This window comes from Mycolicibacterium aromaticivorans JS19b1 = JCM 16368, from assembly GCF_000559085.1.
Classification (GTDB): Bacteria; Actinomycetota; Actinomycetes; order Mycobacteriales; family Mycobacteriaceae; genus Mycobacterium; species Mycobacterium aromaticivorans.
The window spans coordinates 1-18,471 of record NZ_JALN02000001.1 but is presented as its reverse complement, the minus strand read 5'-3'; the positions used below and the strand labels follow the sequence as shown (position 1 = coordinate 18,471).

Below are 18,471 nucleotides of genomic sequence, written 5' to 3'. Positions count from 1 at the left end.
CGAGGTGTGAGTGACACGGGGGCCGGTCCGGTCGTGATCTTCGGCGGCCGCAGCGAGATCGGCGTCGAGCTCGCGCGACGGCTGGCGCCCGGCGCCACCGTGGTGTTGGCGGCGCGGCGTGCCGATCAGCTGGAGGAGCAGGTCAGCGCGCTGCGCGGGGCCGGCGCCAATGCGGTGCACACCGTCGAGTTCGACGCCGACGACGTCGCGGCGCACGGTCCGCTACTCGAGCGGCTGGTGGCCGAGTACGGACCGATCGGCACGGCTGTCCTGGCGTTCGGGATCCTGGGCGATCAGACCCACGCCGAAGCCGACGCAGCGCACGCCGTGGCGGTGGTGCACACCGACTACGTGGCGCAGGTCAGCCTGCTGACGCACCTGGCCGCGGCGATGCGCACGGCTGGCCGGGGAGCGGTCGTGGTGTTCTCGTCGATCGCCGGGGTACGGGCGCGGCGGGCGAACTACGTTTACGGTTCGGCCAAGGCCGGATTGGACGCCTTCGCGTCCGGGCTGGCCGACGCGCTGCACGGCAGCGGTGTGCACCTGTTGCTGGTGCGGCCAGAGTTCGTGATCGGCCGGATGACCGAGGGGATGGACCCCGCGCCGCTGTCCACCACGCCGGCTAAGGTGGCCGATGCGACGGCCCGGGCACTGCGCAATGGTCGTCGCGAGGTGTGGGTACCGGCGCCACTTCGCCTGCTGGCGTTCGCGTTTCGGATGACTCCCCGCGCCGTGTGGCGCAGGATGCCCCGATGATCACCGTGGTGGGGATGGGTGCCGACGGCGTGGCTGGTCTGGCGCCGGCATCCAGTGCCGAATTGCGCAGGGCCACTGTGATCTACGGGGCCAAGCGTCAGCTGGATCTGCTGGACGAGTCGGTGACTGCGGACCGCCGAGAATGGGGAAAGCCCTTCCTCGACGCCTTGTGTGCGGTCCGGGACTTCGACGGTGACGTGCATGTGGTGGCCAGTGGCGACCCGATGCTGCACGGGGTCGGCGCCTCGCTGATCCGGCTGTGCGGGGCCGACCGGGTGCGGGTGTTGCCGCATGTGTCGAGCGTGGCACTGGCCTGCGCCCGGCTCGGGTGGTCGGTTCAGGACACCGAGGTGATCAGCCTGATGCTGGCCGTCCCGGCAGCGGCTGTCCGCCGAGGGGGTCGCGCAATCGTGCTGACCCGAGACGGTCAGGGCCCGGCGCAACTGGCGCGTCTGCTGACCGAAACCGGCCGGGGTTACTCCGAATTCACTGTCTTCGAGCAGCTCGGCGGTCCCGGAGAACGACGCCGCACCCGTACCGCGAGCGACTGGGCCGGCGACCCGCCGGACGACGTTGACGATCTCAATGTTGTCGCGGTGCACTACCTGCCCGATGAGCGGCGGTCGTCCGTCCTTCCGGATGCTGCTTTCGCACATGATGGGCAGATCACCAAGCAAGCGGTGCGTGCGGTCACCATGGCCGCGCTTGCGCCGCGGCCAGGGGAGTCGCTGTGGGATGTCGGATCCGGTTCGGGCAGTATCGCCATCGAGTGGTGCCGCAGCGGGCCGGGTTGTCGTGCAACGGCCTTCGAGCGCGTTGCCGAGCGTCGCGAACGAATCGAGCTCAATGCGCTGACGTTCGGTGTGCGAGTCGAGGTGACCTTCGACGCTCCCGAGATGTTCGATACGGTGCCGACGCCGGACGTGATCTTCATCGGCGGCGGCGTCAGCCAGCCGGGCTTGATGGACGAGTGCTGGAAATTTCTGCCTGCCGGCGGGCGACTGGTCGCCAACGCCGTTACCGTCGAATCCGAAGCGCTTCTCGCTCAGTGGCATTCGAAGATGGGCGGCGAACTTCGAAAGTTTCAGCATTACCAGGGCGAACCTGTCGGCAGCTTCACCGGCTGGCGACCGGCCATGCCCGTCACCCAGTGGGTGGTGACCAAGCAGTGACGGTCTACTTCATCGGCGCCGGGCCGGGCGCCGCCGACCTGATCACCGTGCGCGGGCAACGGCTGTTGCAACGGTGCCCGGTCTGCCTCTACGCCGGCTCGATCATGCCCGACGATCTGCTGGCGCTGTGTCCCGCCGATGCCACAGTGGTCGACACCGGCCCCCTGACGTTGGAGCAGATCATCGCCGAGCTGGCCGAAGCCGACGCCGCCGGGCTCGACGTGGCGCGGCTGCACTCCGGTGACCCGGCGATCTACAGCGCGCTGGCCGAGCAGTGCCGTCACCTCGACGCACTCGGCATCGCCTACGACATCGTGCCTGGCGTACCGGCATTCGCCGCCGCCGCCGCCGCGCTCGGCCGGGAGCTCACCGTGCCCGGGGTGGCGCAGACCGTGACGCTGAGCCGGGTGTCCACCCTGTCGACCGCGATGCCGGAGGGTGAGGACCTGGTCACCCTCAGCAAGCCCGGGGCGACGCTGGTACTGCACCTGGCGGCACACCGGATCGACGCGATCGTGCCGGAACTGCTCGACGGTGGCTACCGCCCGGACACCCCGGTCGCTGTCGTCGCGTTCGCCAGCTGGCCGAAGGAGACCGTGCTGCGCGGCACGCTGGCCGACATCGCCGACAAGATGCACGACGCGCAGATCACCAAGACCGCGGTGATCATCGTCGGGGATGTGCTTGCCGCCGAGGGCTTCACCGACAGCTACCTGTACTCCTCGGGCCGCACTCGCGGCAGCAGGCATTGATGCGGATCTTGTTGCTGGGCGGCACCGGCGAGGCGCGGGCGCTGGCGGCTCGGCTGCACCCGGACTGCGACATCGTCAGCTCGCTGGCCGGCCGGGTGCCGGATCCGGCGCTGCCGGTCGGCCCGGTCCGCGTCGGCGGATTCGGCGGAGTGGACGGTCTACGACAGTGGCTGCGTGCCAACGACATCGGAGCCGTTGTCGACGCCACGCACCCGTTCGCCGCCACCATGACCGCGCACGCGGCACAAGCCTGCGCCGAACTGGGTGTGCCGTACCTGGTGCTGTCCCGCCCGGCGTGGGACCCGGCTGGCACGGTACAGGTGGCCTCCGACGTCGAAGCGGCTGATCACATTGCCGAAAAAGGGTTTTCGCGGGTTCTCCTCACCACCGGCCGGTCCGGGGTGAGGCCGTTCGCCGGCAGCGATGCGTGGTTCCTGATCCGGGTGGTGACACCGCCGGATGCCGAAGTGCTGCCGCGCAACCACGAGGTGGTGCTGTCGCGCGGGCCGTACGGCTACGACGACGAGTCCGCACTGCTGCGGGACAACCGGATCGACGTGCTGGTCACCAAGAACAGCGGGGGAGCGCTGACCGAGGCCAAACTCGCCGCCGCCAGAGACCTCGGCATCACCGTCGTGATGATCGACCGGCCGCCACTGCCCGCGGGAGTCACGGCTGTGGGCACCGTGGACGAGGCGGCAGCTTGGGTGGAGCGTCTCTAGCAGAGCAGCACTTCGGGGTGGTGATACAGGTTGATCCGCGTCTGACCTCGGTCGAGATGCGGCGGCGGAATCCATTCGGTTTTGTTGTCCCGTCTGCGTTTTCGGGTGGTCCAGCCGGTGGGTCCGGTGTGGACCATGCGGTTGTCACAGCCGCAGGCCAGGGTGAGTTCGTTGATGTCGGTGTTGCCGCCGAGGGCAAAGTCGTGGACGGCATGATGGACTTGGCTGTGGTACGCGGGTGCGGTGCAGCCCGGTTTGGTGCACCCCCTCTCGATCGCGTAGAGGGCGAGGCGTTGCCCGGGACTGGCGGTTCGGCGGGTGCGCCCGTAATAGAGCTTGATCTCTCGTGGTGATTCGAACACGGTCAGATAAGGGTGTGCGCGGGCAGCCAACCGGATGACCGCCGACATGGGCAGATAGGTGCCGCCGCCGGTGTGGGCCAGTCCGGCGGCCGAGGTCAGCTGTTCCAGCGTGGTGGTGGCGACGATGGTGACCGGCAGGCCATTGTGTTGACCCAGCTGTCCAGACGAGAGCATCGCCATGCACACGGTCTTGAGTGCGTCATGGGCACGCTGGGCGCCCGATCGCATGTCACCGGTGATCTGTCGTTCGCTGGGTGTGCCATCGACACAGGGGTTTCGTCGTCGGGATTGCAGTAACCCGGGGCCGCGAGCTTCGCATTGGTGGCGTCCAGAGCCGCTCGCAATTCCGGATCCGCCCAGCCGGAAATCCTGCTCATACCGTCGACTTGTTGTGGACCGACGACGATCCCGCGTTTGCGGGCCTGGTCGCGCTCGTCGTCGAGGATGCCGTCCTGGTTGACCATCGCCATCAGCTGGTGGGCGAGTTTGCGCAGTGCCTCCGGAGTGAGCCCGCCGGCCAGTCCGCCTAGTTGGGCTTCGGCGTGCTCGCGGGTTGCCCCGTCGACCGCTGCGGGTAAGTGATCCATGAAAGACCGGATCACTGATACGTGGTCGGCGCCTATCTCTCCCCGGCCTTGGGCGGCCGCGGTCGCAGGTAGAGCCGGCGGAAGTGCTTCTCCGGTTAGCGATTGTCGCGGTCCAAGTTCAGCGGCGTCACTCAGTCGGCGGGTGGCGTCGGCGCTGCTGATGCCGAGGCGGTGTGTCAACACTGCGCGCCAGGACTTGGCGCCTATATCGACAGCCGAGGTCTGTGACTGGAGCTGGGTCAGGACGGTGTGTTCCATCGCTGGCAGTAGTCGGCGTAAGCGCTCGACGCGTTCGAGCACGGCCAACAATTCGGGTGCTGGTATGTTCGTCGCCGATTGCGCCGCCGCCTTGTCCCAGGCGATCAGCACGTCGTCCAGCAGCTCCAGCACTCTTCGAACATTAGTTCGACGCTATGACGAATCTCGTCCGATTGTGACGGCTGTGGTCGATGAGCCTAAAGAAATTACTGAGGGTAACGCCGCGGGGTGAACACCGTGTCGCCGTACCACTGGGTCTGCGACGAGCCCACGATCAGCAGGCACCGCATGTCGACATCGGCGGGGTCCAGGTCACCAAGCCTCACCACCGTCACCGACTCGTGCGGTCCGGCGACGTCGCGGCCGATCACGACCGGCGTGCCCGGTTCGCGGTGCTCCAACAGCAGATCCCGCATCGCCGCGACCTGCCAGGTGCGGCTTTTGGAGGCCGGGTTGTAGATCGCCAGCACCAGATCCGCCTCGGCGGCCGCCGAGAGCCGGGCGGCAATGATGTCCCACGGCTTGAGCCGATCGGACAGCGAGATCACCGCATAGTCATGGCCCAGCGGCGCACCGACCCGGCTGGCGACAGCTTGGGCGGCCGTCATCGCCGGGATGACGCGCACGGATACGTTCGGCCACTGCTTGGCCTCTTCGAGCACCGCGGTGGCCATCGCGAAGACGCCGGGATCACCCGAGGACACCACCGCAACGGCATGTCCCTGCTCGGCCAGCTCGCACGCCAGGCGGGCCCGCGCAGGTTCGTCGGTGTTGTCGCTGGGGTGCCGACGTTGCCCGGCGTGCGCCGGGACGCGGTCCAGGTAGGGGCCGTAGCCGATCAGATCGGTGGCCATGGCAAGTTCGTGGCGGCTCTGCGGCGTCATCCAGTCGACGTCACCGGGACCGAGGCCCACCACGGTGACACCGCCGGTGACCGGCTTGGCCGCGGCTCCGCCCGGCAAGATCGCCAGTGAGAAGTACGGCACGGACTCGGCCTCGACCTCGGCGGCAGGCAGCACCCGTTGCGAGTCGGTGCTGGCCCGCTCGACGTAGAACGCCTCGTCGAGGCGGCCTGCCATCGAAAGCGCCTCCCGCACTTGCGGATACGTGCGACCGAGCTTCATCACCACGGCAGCGTCGGCGTCGGCGAGGCGGCGGGCCAGTTCGCGCACCGGCATGGTGCCGGGCAGTACCGAGAGGACTTCGTCGCCGGTAACCAGGGGAGTGGCGATTGCCGCCGAGGCGGCACTCACCGACGTCACGCCCGGAATGATCACCGCGCTGAACCGTTCGGTCAGCCGGGTGTGCATGTGCATGTAGGAGCTGTAGAACAGCGGATCGCCCTCCGCGAGCAGCGCGACATCGCGCCCGGCGTCGAGGTGGGCGGCGATGCGCTCGGCCGCCTCGCGATAGAAGTCCTCCATCGCGCCGGCATAGCCGCCGGGATGCTCGGTGGTCTCGGTGGTCACCGGATAGACCAGGTGCTCCTCGAGCTGGCCGGCCCGCAGGTAGGGCTCGGCGATGCGCCGCGCGATGCTGCGGCCGTGCCGCGCGCTGTGATAGGCAACCACGTCGGCCGCGCCGATGATCCGGGCGGCCTTGACCGTCACCAGCTCCGGATCGCCGGGGCCGAGGCCGACACCGTAGAGCACGCCCGTCATTCGCGCTCACTCGCGATCGCGTTCACCGCGGCGGCCGCCATCGCGCTGCCCCCGCGCCGGCCCTGCACCACCAGATACTCCATGCCCCGCGGCCGGTCGATCAGCTCCTGCTTGGACTGCGCCGAGCCGACGAATCCGACCGGTCCGCCCAGCACCGACACCGGGGCGGGCATGCCGTCGTTGATGAGCTCCAGCAGCCGGAACAGCGCCGTCGGTGCATTCCCGATAGCGACGACGGCGCCGGCCATCCGGTCGGCCCACAGCTCGACCCCGGCGGCCGAGCGCGTGTTTCCGGTGCGCTGGGCCAGCTCGGGCGCCCGCGGATCGGCGACCAGGGACACCACTTCGTTGCCTGCGGGCAGACGGGCAGCGGTGATCCCCGCCGCGACCATCGACGAGTCGCACAGGATCGGCGCCCCGGCCAGCAGGGCGGTGTGCGTCGCGCTGACCACGCCGGGGGTGAATGCCACGTGCTCGGCAACGTCGACCTGACCGCAGGTGTGGATCAATCGGACCACAACCCGCGCCACATCCTCGGGAAACGCGGTCAGATCGGCCTCGGCGCGAATCATTGCGAACGACTGCCGGTAGATCTCGGCAGCGTCGCGAATGTAGTCGAGCACGCGATCACCCTACGGCCTACCGAGATGCGGGCCGGAACCCCTCCGCCGTCGCCACGAACACCTGACCAGCCGGGGGACTGCCGCACGCCCGCTCGCATCCCACATAGTGGACGTGGTCGCTGATGTCTTCTTCGAGCGCCACCCGGCTGGCCTCGGCACGCACGTCGGCCCGGGACTTCTCACAGCCCGGGCTGCCCACGCAGGCGGTGATGTCCAGCCACGGCGAGTTCTCGTCGAACACCAGCCCCATCGGGGCCAGCACCCGCAGCGCCGTGTCGGCCACTGGCTCGTCCAGGTCGCAGACCAGCAGCGAGCGCCACGGCGTGATGATCACCGGCGCGTCGATCGCCGCGACGAACTCGGCCTGCCGGGATTGCAGGACACCGAGGGGGATCGCTGCGCCGAGCGCCACCCGGCCGTCATCCTGTCCGATCCAGCCGACCGGCGGGCGTAACACAGGCGGATACTCCGTTCCCGGCGCCGCCGTCGCCGGGAAGCCCGCCAGCAGCGGCGATGAATCATCCAATTCCGCTACCCGCCAAGCATTTCCGCGGATCTCAACGAACCGCCGCGCAATCGTGATCAACGCGGACACCACGTCACCCGGGGCCACCCGGACCCCGGTGTCACGACCGGCCAGCAGCACCGCGACCCCGTCGGTGTGCGCATGGACACCGGCGTCGGCGGCCAATCCGGAAATATCGCCGCGGCCGTCGTCGAGGCCGAACAGGAACCTTCCCGGCAACCGCGCCAACTGCGCGTCGGCCTGAATGGCGAGATCCAGTTCGGTCACCCACGGCCGCACATCGGCCACGCCGCCGACCCGGCCGGACAACGGCGAGGCGACGATGTTGCGCACCCGTTCATGCGTCGGCGAGGGCAACAGTCCGGCCGCGGCCGACGCGTCGGCGACTGTCGCTGTATCCCGTATCCCGCGCAGCTGCAGATTGCCACGCGCCGTCAGTTCCAGAGTGCCGTTGCCGAACTCGACGGCCGTGTGCGCCAGCGCTTCCAGCTGTCGTGCGGCGATCATCCCCCCGGGCAGCCGCAGGCGGGCGAGCGCGCCGTCCGCCGCCTGGTGCACGTGCAGGGCACCGGGGCAGGCGTCGTCGTCACGCAAACGCTTCACCCGTCCACCGTACGGGCGTATGTTCGGGCGATGGCGACGGCTGCCACACCGCGGGTGGTCGCACTGGTCGCGCTGGTCCTGGTGCTCGGCCTCGCGTTGCGTGGGCATCTGCCGGACGCGCCGCGGTCGCCGCGGACCCCGCCGACCGCCGGCACCGGCAGCCTGCTCGCGCTGCTGACTCTGGTGCTGGCCTGCCTGCTGGTCATCATCGTCGCGATCGTGGCGAAGCTGCGCGACCCACAGCGCGCCACGCAGGCCGCGCGAACTCACGTACCCGGCGGCGGTGGCGGGGTAGGTGTGCGACGGAGCTGGCGCTTCGTGCTGGTGATCGTCGCAGCGGTGCTGGCGTGGTCGGTGGTGGCGGCACTGCTCGCTCAGGTGCGCCTGCCGCAACTGAGTGGTGGTCCGCCGCCGGCGCCGCCCATCGTCACGCCCACCGGCGCCGCACCGCCAGGCCAGGCCGCCTCCCGGCCGCCACCATTACCCGAACCCGCCGCCGCCGACCCGCTCTTCTGGTATCTCCTGGCTGCTTTCGTGGCGCTTCTGCTCGTAACGCTGATCGGCGCGATCGTGCTCCGAGCCCGCGAACGGCGGCGGGAGCCTGCGCCACCGCCGCCTGACGACCGCCCCCGCGACGCGGCGCCGCCCGGACCCGGATCGCTCGCGCTGGCGGCCGAGCGCGGCCTGGCCGAGGTCGGCGACCTCAGCCGTGAACCGCGGGAGGCCATCATCGCGTGTTACGCGGCAATGGAACACGCGCTGGCCGATGCCCCGGGCGTGGCCCCGCAGGAGTCCGACACCCCGTCGGAGGTGCTGGCCCGTGCGGTCGAACATCGGGCGATCCCCGCCGGCAGCGCCACCGAACTGGTCACCCTGTTCGCCGAGGCCCGGTTCTCCACCCACGTGATGAACGAGGGACACCGCGAAACCGCCGAACGGGCGCTTCGCCTGGTCCTCGGCGAGCTGCGGAGCCCGGTGTGATCCGGCTGGTCGGGGGTGGCCTGCTGCTGGTCGTGGCAGCGGAAGTGCTGGCGATCGTCCTGAGTGCCGGGCGGTGGATCATGCCGGTCGCAGGGCTTGCGGTAGCTGCGTTTCTCATTGCTGCCCGACTGACTGTCGTTGCGGCACAAGGTCGTCCGGTACTCGAAACGCCGTCGGACGACCCGGCGGAGGCATTGTGGCGCTGGCGGTCGCGCACCGAGTCCACGGTTCAGTGGGCGGATTCCACCCGGGAAGACTGGGACCGGCATCTGCGGCCCAGGCTGGCCCGCGAGTTCGTGCTCGCCACCCGGCAGCGGGACCCGGTGGCGTTGCAGGCGACCGGGCGCATCGTGTTCGGCGACCAGCTGTGGCCCTGGGTCGATCCGAACAACATCGAGCGAACCCGGAGCCGTGAACCCGGACCCGGGTACGCCACCCTCGAGGAGATCCTGCGACGGATGGAAAGCCTATGACCATGCCCGCCCCGGCGATGACGGCGTACTGCGAAGCGGTGCTCGACGAGATCGAGCGGGCGGTGGTCGGAAAGCGGGCTGCCCTCACACTGATCCTCACCACGGTGCTCGCGGGTGGGCACGTGCTGATCGAGGACCTGCCCGGCATGGGCAAGACACTGATCGCCCGGTCCTTCGCCGCAGCCCTCGGCCTGCGGTTCACCCGCGTGCAGTTCACCCCGGACCTGCTGCCCGCCGACCTACTGGGGTCGACGATCTATGACATGCAGTCGGGCCGCTTCGAATTCCGGCCCGGCCCGATCTTCACCAATCTGCTGATGGCCGACGAGATCAACCGCACGCCGCCCAAGACGCAGGCTGCGCTGCTGGAGGCGATGGCCGAACGCCAGGTCAGCATCGACGGCCAAACCCACCTGCTGCCGGCCCCTTTCATCGTGCTGGCCACCGACAATCCGATCGAATACGAGGGCACCTACCCGCTGCCGGAAGCGCAGCTGGATCGGTTCGCGGTCAAGGTGGCGCTGAAGTATCTGTCCGAGACCGAGGAGGCGTCGATGCTGCGCCGCCGGCTGGACCGGGGCTCGGCCGAGGTGACCGTCAGCCAGGTGGTGGACGCCGAAAATCTGCTGGTCATGCGGGAATTGGTGGAGCAGGTATCAGTGCACGACGATGTTCTGCACTATGTGGTGTCGCTGGCGACGGCCACCCGCAGTCATCCTCAGGTCGCTGTCGGCGCCAGCCCGCGCGCCGAACTCGATCTGGTCCAACTGGCCCGGGCCCGGGCCCTGGTGTCGGGCCGCGACTATGTGATCCCCGAGGACGTGAAGGCGCTGGCGGTCCCCGCGATCGCCCATCGGATCAGCCTGCGACCGGAGATGTGGGTCCGCAGCGTGCACGGATCCGACGTCGTCGAACAACTCCTGCGGCGCCTGCCGGTTCCCCGCGCCAGCGGACGATGATGGACGGTCCCCGTTCGGTCGAGGCTGTATTGCATTGGCGCGCATCCGCGTTGACGCTGACGCTCGTGACGTGTGTCGGGGTGGGGCTGGCCGCGGCGGTGATTGCGTCGCGCTGGCAGCTGATCGCTTTCGTGGCGCCGATGCTGGGGGTGCTCGCCTCGATCAGTTGGCAGCGCAGACCGGTGTCGGTGTCGGTCATGGGCTACCCGGCGCTGACCCGGTGCTTCGAGAACGAGCCGGTGCAGTTGCGCGCCGAGCTGGCGGAGAACAGCGCAGACGCGACACTGGAACTGGGGGCGGTGGCCGGCCTGGACATCGAGACCATCACCGCCGACGGCAGGCGCGCCACGGTGTCCGCGAAGGCGGGGAGGTGGGGTCACTACCCACTGCGCGCCCGGGTCCGGCTCGACGCGGCCGGTGGACTGCTGACCGGCACCGCCACCGTCGACGCCGCGGACCTGTTCGTCTTCCCGGTAGCGCCCCCGCAACCGACCGGGATTCCGCGAACCGAACTGCCCGACCGGTTGGGCACCCACCTGACCCGCCACATCGGGCCGGGCGTCGAGTTCGCCGAGATTCGCCCCTACCTTCCGGGTGATCAGCTGCGCACCGTCAACTGGGCGGTCAGCGCCCGTCGCGGCAGCCTGCACGTCACCGAACGGCTGACCGACCGGGCCGCCGACGTCGTGGTGCTCGTCGACATGAGTGCGCAGCCCGCGGGCCCGGCCACCACCGTCACCGAACGGGCGTTGCGCGGCGCGACACAGGTCGTGCAGACCGCGCTGCGCAACGGCGACCGCGCCGGCATTGTCGGCCTCGGGGGCCGCCGGCCACGGTGGCTCGGTGCCGATATCGGCCGACGCCAGTTCTACCGGGTGCTCGACGCGGCGCTCGGCGTGGGCAGCGAATACCAGCAGACCGAAGGGACTTTGGCGCCGCGGGCCGCGGTCCCGCCGGGCGCCGTCGTGGTGGCGTTCTCGACGCTGCTCGACACCCAGTTCGCGCTGGCATTGATCGACCTGTGCAAACGGGGACACACGGTGGTGGCGGTAGACGTGCTCGAAGGCTGGCCCTTTGCTGACGACGACCAGCCGCTTCTGCAGCGGATGTGGGCGTTGCAGCGTTCGTCGATGTACCGGGACATGAGGGTCATCGGCGTCGACGTGGTGCCGTGGCCGGCTGAGGTCACCCTCGACCAGGCGATGAGCCTGGTGCCCGACCGTGGCCGGCGGTCGTCATGACGGTGCGGCGGCTGGCAGCCGCAGCGTTCGCAGTCGCGATGACGGCGGCTACGGCGGTCGGTGCCGATACTCGTGGGCTCGCCGCGGCCGCGGTGGCGCTGATCGCCATCCTCGCCGGTCTGTACGTGCGTGCCGCGGCCACGGTGGCAGTTCTGGCGGCGATGGCCGCGATCGTGGTGACCGAGTCGCACCCGATGCTGGCTGCGACGTCGGGGGTGTGCGCGGCGGCGTATCTGGTGTTGAGCTACGCCACCCTCACCCGGGTCACGGCGATCGGGATCGCCGGCTTCGCCGCGGCCGGTGCCCTGGCCACCGCGCTGCCCGTCGACCTGCCGTGGCTGCCGCTGCTTGCTCCGGTGGCCGTGGTCGCCGTGGTCGGTCTTGTGTTGAGCCCGTTCCCCGCGGACTGACCCGGAGCCAAATTGGACTTGACAGTACACTTTCTGGAGTCGAGTCTGAAGTGATGGTGCTCGCTCGGGTCAAGCCCGGAGATCCCGTCGAGGCGCGGCGCTGAAGGGCGGACGCGCCAAGCCGGTGCCGCTGACCGCGCGGGGCCGGCGGACACGCGCCGCGATTCTGGACGCCGCAGCGCTGCTGATCTATCGACGAGGTGTCCGCGCCACCAGTCTCGATGACGTGCTCGCGGTCGCGGGTTGCGGAAAATCCCAGCTCTATCACTACTTTGACGACAAAGCCGAGCTGGTCGGTGCCGTGATCGACCGACAGCTGGAGATGGTTCTCGCTGCCCAACCCGGCTTGACACACATCGATTCCTGGCCAACATTGGACGCCTGGATGGCCGGCATCGTGCAGATGCACTCGGCTCCCGGCGGCCCGTTCGCGTGTCCGTTGGGCAAGTTGGCCGCCGAGTTGATGGACGACGACGCCTTGCGGCCACGCGTCGACGCAGCGTTCGGCCGATGGGTGGGACTGCTCGCCGACGGGTTGCGCACGATGCGGCAACGCGGCGCACTGAGAGCCGATGCCGAGCCGGATCGCCTGGCCGCCAACGTTATTGCAGCACTTCAGGGCGGCATGCTGGTCGGCCGGGTGCGGTCGGACATCACCCCGATGCGCGACGCCGTCGACGTCGCTCGGATGCAGCTTCGGCAGTGGTGTCCCGCCACCGTCGACAGTGAACCACCAACCCGCTGAGGTACAGGAGCACACCAATGGATGTATTGCGCACTCCCGACGAGCGATTCGCCGCGTTGCCGGACTTTCCTTTCGAACCGCGCTACGTCGAGGTCGACTCCGGTGACGGCGGCAGGCTCCGCATGCACTATGTCGACGAGGGGCCGTCCAACGGCGAAGTGGTGCTGTTGCTGCACGGTGAGCCGTCCTGGAGCTACCTGTACCGGCGGATGATTCCGGTGCTCGTCGATGCCGGACTGCGTGCGGTGGCGATCGACCTGGTGGGATTCGGGCGCAGCGACAAGCCCGCCAGCCGAGACGATTACAGCTATCAGGCACACGTGGATTGGATGTGGGCGGCGATCGAGCAGATCGGTCTTGCCGACCTCACGCTGGTATGTCAGGACTGGGGAGGGCTGATCGGGCTGCGACTCGTGGGCGAGCATCCGGATCGGTTCGCCCGGGTGGTGGCGGCCAACACCATGCTGCCGACGGGTGATCATCACCCCGGTGACGCTTTCCTGGCCTGGCAGAAGTTCAGTCAAGAGGTGCCGATGTTCCCGGCTGGGCAGATTGTCAACGGCGGGTCCGTCTCGGAGCTGTCGACCGAGACCATCGCGGCTTACGATGCACCATTCCCGGACGACAGCTATCAAGCCGGGGCCAGGCAATTTCCCATGCTCGTGCCGACCAGTCCGGACGACCCGGCGGCCTCGGCCAACCGGGCGGCGTGGGCTGCGCTGGGTCGCTTCGAAAAGCCATTTCTGTCAGCATTTTCCGACTCGGATCCGATCACCGGCGCGGCTGAGCCGGTGCTGCGGGAGCACGTTCCGGGCGCACGTCGACAATCGCACGTGACGATCGCCGCAGCAGGCCACTTCCTGCAAGAGGACAAGGGGCCGGAACTCGCCGAGGCCGTCGTCGCATTCGTGCGAGCAAACCCACGCTCCGAATAGGGGCAGAAGGCGCCCGTACGGTACGAATGGTGGGTGCCTCCCACCGTGTTGTTGCTGTCGACGTCGGACACCGACCTGATCACCGCCCGCGCCAGCGGAGCTGATTTCCTCCTGCGCAACCCTGCGCGACTGGTCGACGGCGAGCTCGCCGAGCTCCTCGCAGGCGCCGACGCCGTGGTGATACGGATTCTCGGCGGCTACCGGGCCTGGCAGGACGGTATCGACGCGGTCGTGGCCACTGGACGACCGACCGTCGTCGTCAGCGGGGAACAGTCCCCCGACGCGGATCTGATGGAGCGCTCCACGGTGCCGGCCGGAATCGCGGTGCAAACCCACGCGTACCTGGCCCAGGGCGGCGTGGAGAACCTGCGGCAACTGCACGCGTTCCTGTCCGACACCCTGCTGATGACCGGCTTCGGTTTCACCCCGCCGTCGGCCACTCCGGCCTGGGGTGTGCTCGAGCCGCGCTGCGACGGTTGCGACGGCTGCGGGCTCGATCGTGGGCCCGATACCCGCCCCACGATCGCGGTGCTCTACTACCGCGCCCAGCAATTGGCGGGCAACGTCGCCTACATCCGCGCGATGTGCACGGCGATCAGGCAGGCCGGCGGTCGCCCGCTTCCGGTGTACTGCACCTCGCTGCGCACGCCCGAACCCGAACTACTCGAGCTGCTTGGCACGGCCGATGCGATGGTCGTCACGGTGCTCGCCGCCGGCGGTGCCCAGCCCGCCACCGCGGGAGCAGGCCACGACGACGAGAACTGGAACGTCAAACATCTTGCTGCGCTTGATGTCCCGATCCTGCAGGGGCTGTGCCTGACCAGTTCGCGGGCCACCTGGTCCGACAACGACGACGGGCTGAGCCCGCTGGATGTTGCCACCCAGGTCGCGGTGCCCGAATTCGACGGCCGGATCATCACCGTCCCCTTCTCGTTCAAGGAGATCGACGAGGACGGCCTGATCTCGTATGTGCCGGACCCGGAAAGGTGCGCGCGGGTGGCCGGCCTGGCCGTCAACTACGCCACTCTGCGCCGGGTCGCGCCGGCCGACAAACGGTTGGCCCTGGTGTTCTCGGCGTATCCGACCAAGCATTCCCGCATCGGCAACGCGGTCGGCCTGGACACCCCGGCCAGCGCCGTCGCACTGCTGCACGCGCTGCGCGACGCGGGATACCAGATCGGCGACATCCCCGGCGTCGAGGCATCCGACGGCGACGCGCTGATGCACGCACTGATCGAACGTGGCGGCCAGGACCCGGACTGGCTGACCGACGGTCAGCTGGCGGGCAATCCGATTCGCATTCCGGCCGCGCAATACCGGAAATGGTTCGCCGCATTGCCCGCTGCGCTCACCGACGCGATGGTCGCCCACTGGGGCCCGCCGCCCGGCGAGCTGTTCGTCGACCGAAGCCGCGACCCGGGCGGCGAAATCGTCGTTGCTGCAATCCAATCCGGCAACATTCTGATCCTGGTGCAGCCGCCGCGGGGATTCGGTGAGAACCCTGTCGCGATCTACCACGATCCCGACCTGCCGCCCAGCCACCACTACCTGGCCACCTACCTGTGGGTGCGGCACGGTTTCGGCGCGCACGCCGCCGTGCATCTGGGCAAGCACGGCAACCTGGAATGGCTGCCCGGCAAGACGGTCGGCATGTCGGCGTCCTGCGGGCCGGACGCGGCGCTCGGCGACCTGCCGCTGATCTACCCGTTTCTGGTCAACGACCCGGGGGAGGGCACCCAGGCCAAGCGCCGCGCCCACGCCACCCTGGTCGACCACTTGATCCCGCCGATGGCGCGCGCGGAAAGCTACGGCGACATCGCCCGCCTGGAACAACTGCTCGACGAGCACGCCAACATCGCCGCACTCGACCCGGGCAAGCTGCCCGCCATCCGCCAGCAGATCTGGACACTGATGCGCGCGGCCAAGATGGATCACGATCTGGGCCTGGCCGAACGGCCCGAAGACGATTCGTTCGACGACATGCTGCTGCACGTCGACGGCTGGCTCTGCGAGATCAAGGACGTCCAGATCCGCGACGGGCTGCACATCCTCGGCGCCGCGCCCGCCGATGAGGCTCAACTCGACCTGGTGCTGGCCATCCTGCGCGCCCGGCAGCTGTTCGGCGGTGAGCAGCACCTTCCGGGCTTGCGTCAGGCGCTCGGGCTGGCCGAGGACGGCAGCGCTGACCGCGCCCAGGTCGACGAGGCCGAGAACCAGGCCCGCGCCCTGTTGGCCGGTCTGCAGGCCACCGGCTGGGACGCCGATAGGGTCGTGGAGCTGACCGACGATGACGGCGTTGCGGCAATCCTGCGGTTCGCGGCCACCGAGGTCGTGCCGCGGCTGGCCGGTACGGCCAGCGAGATCACTCAGGTGCTGCGCGCACTGGACGGCCGCTTCATCCCGGCAGGCCCGTCGGGCTCGCCGTTGCGCGGCCTGGTCAACGTGCTGCCCACCGGACGAAACTTCTACTCCGTCGACCCCAAGGCCGTCCCGTCGCGGCTGGCGTGGGAAACCGGTGTCGCCATGGCCGATTCGTTGCTCGAACGCTACCGCGCCGACCACGGTGACTGGCCCGCGTCGGTCGGTTTGTCGGTATGGGGTACCTCGGCCATGCGCACCTCGGGCGACGACATCGCCGAAGTGCTTGCGCTACTGGGCGTCCGGCCGGTGTGGGACGACGCATCCCGGCGTGTCGTCGACCTGGAAGCCATCTCGCTGTCCGAGCTGGGCCGGCCACGGATCGACGTGACCGTCCGGATCTCCGGCTTCTTCCGCGATGCCTTCCCGCATGTCGTGACGATGCTCGACGACGCGGTGCGGCTGGTGGCCGGCCTCGACGAGCCGGCCGAGCAGAACTTCGTCCGTGCCCACGCCCAGGTCGACCTCGCCGAGCACGGTGATGAAAGACGCTCCACCACAAGAATTTTCGGGTCCAAACCAGGAACCTACGGGCCGGTCTGCTGCAACTCATCGACAGCCGCAACTGGCGTGACGACGCGGACCTGGCGGATGTGTACACCGCGTGGGCGGGTTCGCCTACGGCCGTGAACTCGACGCAGGCCTGCAGCTGAGGACATGTCCGCCCAATACCGGCGAATCGTGGTGGCCGCCAAGAACACCGACTCGCGCGAACACGATATCGCCGACTCCGACGACTACTTCCAGTACCACGGCGGCATGGTGGCGACGGTACGGGCGTGACCGGTACGGCCCCGGCCGCCTACATCGGCGACAACACCCGACCCGACGCAGTGCGCACCCGCACCCTGTCGAGGAGACCACCCGGGTGTTCCGGGCGCGGGTGGTAAACCCGCGCTGGATGGCCGCGATGCGCAGGCACGGATATAAGGGTGCGTTCGAGATGGCCGCCACCGTCGACTACCTGTTCGGGTACGACGCGACCGCGGGCGTGATGGCTGACTGGATGTACGAGCAGCTCACGGATCCTACGTGCTGGATCCGGAGAACCGCAAGTTCATGAACGAGTCCAATCCCTGGGCGTTGCACGGGATGTCGGAACGGCTACTCGAGGCGGTCGGGCGCGCCATGTGGGAGAACCCGGATCCGGCGACGCTGGACGGGCTGCGCCAGGTGCTCTTGGAGACCGAAGGCGACCTCGAGGCACGCTAGGTTCGTTCCGGCACCAGATACATTGGTCGGATGGCTCCCAGCTTCGGCGAAGTGATCAAGTCCCAGTACGTCTCGCTGACACCTTCACGAAGGACGGCAGGCCCAAGCCGACACCGATCTGGATCGCTCCGGACGGAGACCGTGCTCTGGTGATCACCGGCAAGGACTCCTGGAAGGTCAAGCGGATTCGGAACACCCCGCGGGTGACCCTGGCCGTCTGTGACCGCAGTGGCAACGTCAAGGGCGAAGCCGTGGAGGCGGTCGCCAGCATCCTCGACGACTCCCGGCAGATCGAGCGGGTGTACGACGCGATCGGCAAGCGGTATGGGCTGCTCGCAAAGTGTTCAATTTCTTCTCCAAGCTGCGCGGCGGCAGCACGCGCAACGTCGGCCTGGAACTGCGGCCGCCTGACCCATGCGCCCACCTTCCACGACGTCGCCCAATCGAAATATCTGCTGCTCACCACGTTCACCAAGGACGGCAAACCCAAGCCGACGGCCATCTGGGGCGTGCCGGACGGTGACCGTATGCTGGTCATCACCGACCGGGTGTCCTGGAAGGTGAAGCGGATCCGCAACACCCCCGGGTCACCATTGCAGCCATTCGCTCGGCCGGCCAGCCGAGGCCGCGCGCTGCTGCGGATTCGGAGACCCACGCTGTCTACAGCAAGGTGCTGCGCCGCTACTGGCAGCATTCCTGGTGGTTCTATCTGCACAGCATGGTTCGCGGCGGCATCGACAAGGTGCACGTCGCGCTCGAGATCACCGCGTAACCGAACTCTCAGGCTGCTATCAGCAGCAACCGGAACCTGCCGGTACCCGAGTCGTTGCCAGTACATGGTGATGCGGACGTTCTTCCTCTACGCCGTGGTCGAGCTCGCGGTGCTGGCCGCCCTGACCTGGTCGGTGGGCATCGGCTGGACGCTTCTGATCCTGCTGGCGAGCTCAGTGATCGGTGTCGCGCTGGCCGGCTCGCAGGTCAAAAAGCAGATCCTCAAACTCTCCACCGCACCGACCCGCAGGCGCGGTGGCCGACAGCATGCTCGTCGCACTCGGCACCGTCCTGATGTTCGTCC

General features: G+C 68.8%; 15 protein-coding genes and 5 pseudogenes. 16 read left to right on the top strand and 4 right to left on the bottom strand.

Annotated features, from left to right (window positions below; translation table 11 throughout):
• Positions 1–6 precede the first annotated feature (6 nt).
• Genes Y900_RS00090 through Y900_RS00075 form a run of 4 tightly spaced genes read left to right on the top strand, consistent with a single transcriptional unit; the run spans position 7 to position 3,402 of the window.
• Positions 7–756 (top strand): decaprenylphospho-beta-D-erythro-pentofuranosid-2-ulose 2-reductase, encoded by a 750-nt coding sequence (locus Y900_RS00090; protein ID WP_036337569.1) that lies wholly within the window; start codon positions 7–9, stop codon positions 754–756.
• Entirely contained in the window at positions 753–1,928 is a 1,176-nt protein-coding gene (locus tag Y900_RS00085) for a bifunctional cobalt-precorrin-7 (C(5))-methyltransferase/cobalt-precorrin-6B (C(15))-methyltransferase (RefSeq protein WP_036345389.1), read from the top strand. The genes Y900_RS00090 and Y900_RS00085 overlap by 4 nt, the downstream gene beginning before the upstream one ends.
• On the top strand, positions 1,925–2,680 hold the full coding sequence (gene cobM / locus Y900_RS00080; protein WP_036337566.1) for a precorrin-4 C(11)-methyltransferase: 756 nt from the start codon (positions 1,925–1,927) through the stop codon (positions 2,678–2,680). The genes Y900_RS00085 and cobM overlap by 4 nt, the downstream gene beginning before the upstream one ends.
• Positions 2,680–3,402: a cobalt-precorrin-6A reductase gene (locus tag Y900_RS00075; RefSeq protein ID WP_036337564.1), complete on the top strand. Its 723-nt coding sequence runs from the start codon at positions 2,680–2,682 to the stop codon at positions 3,400–3,402. The genes cobM and Y900_RS00075 overlap by 1 nt, the downstream gene beginning before the upstream one ends.
• Here Y900_RS00075 and Y900_RS33555 read toward each other — a convergent pair.
• The 4 genes and pseudogenes from Y900_RS33555 to cobG all read right to left on the bottom strand — a co-directional run bounded on the left by Y900_RS33555 (position 3,399) and on the right by cobG (position 8,022).
• Positions 3,399–4,741: pseudogene (locus Y900_RS33555) on the bottom strand (HNH endonuclease signature motif containing protein). The gene Y900_RS00075 and the pseudogene Y900_RS33555 overlap by 4 nt on opposite strands.
• A 74-nt stretch (positions 4,742–4,815) precedes the next feature.
• Entirely contained in the window at positions 4,816–6,270 is a 1,455-nt protein-coding gene (locus Y900_RS00065; RefSeq protein WP_036337562.1) for a precorrin-2 C(20)-methyltransferase, read from the bottom strand.
• Complete coding sequence (locus Y900_RS00060; RefSeq protein ID WP_036337558.1) at positions 6,267–6,893, bottom strand: precorrin-8X methylmutase; 627 nt, start codon at positions 6,891–6,893, stop codon at positions 6,267–6,269. Before Y900_RS00060 ends, Y900_RS00065 begins: the two co-directional genes overlap by 4 nt.
• A 16-nt stretch (positions 6,894–6,909) precedes the next feature.
• Positions 6,910–8,022: a precorrin-3B synthase gene (cobG, locus tag Y900_RS00055; RefSeq protein ID WP_036337555.1), complete on the bottom strand. Its 1,113-nt coding sequence runs from the start codon at positions 8,020–8,022 to the stop codon at positions 6,910–6,912.
• A gap of 30 nt (positions 8,023–8,052) precedes the next feature.
• Between cobG and Y900_RS00050 the strand changes: the two genes are divergently transcribed.
• The 12 genes and pseudogenes from Y900_RS00050 to Y900_RS00005 all read left to right on the top strand — a co-directional run.
• Positions 8,053–9,003 carry a DUF4129 domain-containing protein gene (locus Y900_RS00050; protein WP_036337553.1) on the top strand — a complete coding sequence of 317 codons (951 nt, stop codon included), beginning with the start codon at positions 8,053–8,055 and terminating at the stop codon, positions 9,001–9,003.
• Positions 9,000–9,476, top strand: a complete 477-nt coding sequence (locus tag Y900_RS00045) for a hypothetical protein (RefSeq protein ID WP_036337550.1) — start codon at positions 9,000–9,002, stop codon at positions 9,474–9,476. The genes Y900_RS00050 and Y900_RS00045 overlap by 4 nt, the downstream gene beginning before the upstream one ends.
• Positions 9,473–10,435 (top strand): AAA family ATPase, encoded by a 963-nt coding sequence (locus Y900_RS00040; RefSeq protein WP_036337546.1) that lies wholly within the window; start codon positions 9,473–9,475, stop codon positions 10,433–10,435. The genes Y900_RS00045 and Y900_RS00040 overlap by 4 nt, the downstream gene beginning before the upstream one ends.
• Positions 10,435–11,676 (top strand): DUF58 domain-containing protein, encoded by a 1,242-nt coding sequence (locus Y900_RS00035; protein WP_036337545.1) that lies wholly within the window; start codon positions 10,435–10,437, stop codon positions 11,674–11,676. Before Y900_RS00040 ends, Y900_RS00035 begins: the two co-directional genes overlap by 1 nt.
• Entirely contained in the window at positions 11,673–12,086 is a 414-nt protein-coding gene (locus Y900_RS00030) for a hypothetical protein (protein ID WP_036337542.1), read from the top strand. The genes Y900_RS00035 and Y900_RS00030 overlap by 4 nt, the downstream gene beginning before the upstream one ends.
• Positions 12,087–12,210: 124 nt before the next feature.
• Entirely contained in the window at positions 12,211–12,831 is a 621-nt protein-coding gene (locus Y900_RS00025) for a TetR/AcrR family transcriptional regulator (RefSeq protein WP_036337538.1), read from the top strand.
• A 17-nt stretch (positions 12,832–12,848) separates the two neighbouring features.
• Entirely contained in the window at positions 12,849–13,766 is a 918-nt protein-coding gene (locus tag Y900_RS00020) for a haloalkane dehalogenase (protein WP_036337536.1), read from the top strand.
• 33 nt (positions 13,767–13,799) lie between these two features.
• Positions 13,800–16,967 (top strand): annotated as a pseudogene (cobN, locus tag Y900_RS00015) (cobaltochelatase subunit CobN).
• A 118-nt stretch (positions 16,968–17,085) separates the two neighbouring features.
• Positions 17,086–17,396, top strand: a pseudogene (locus tag Y900_RS33650) (cobaltochelatase subunit CobN).
• A gap of 30 nt (positions 17,397–17,426) precedes the next feature.
• A pseudogene (locus tag Y900_RS30695) lies at positions 17,427–17,799 on the top strand (PPOX class F420-dependent oxidoreductase); the annotation flags it as partial.
• A 4-nt stretch (positions 17,800–17,803) separates the two neighbouring features.
• Positions 17,804–18,168, top strand: a pseudogene (locus tag Y900_RS00010) (PPOX class F420-dependent oxidoreductase).
• 64 nt (positions 18,169–18,232) lie between these two features.
• On the top strand, positions 18,233–18,471 hold a 239-nt coding region (locus Y900_RS00005; protein ID WP_337588764.1), incomplete at its 3' end, for an FxsA family protein.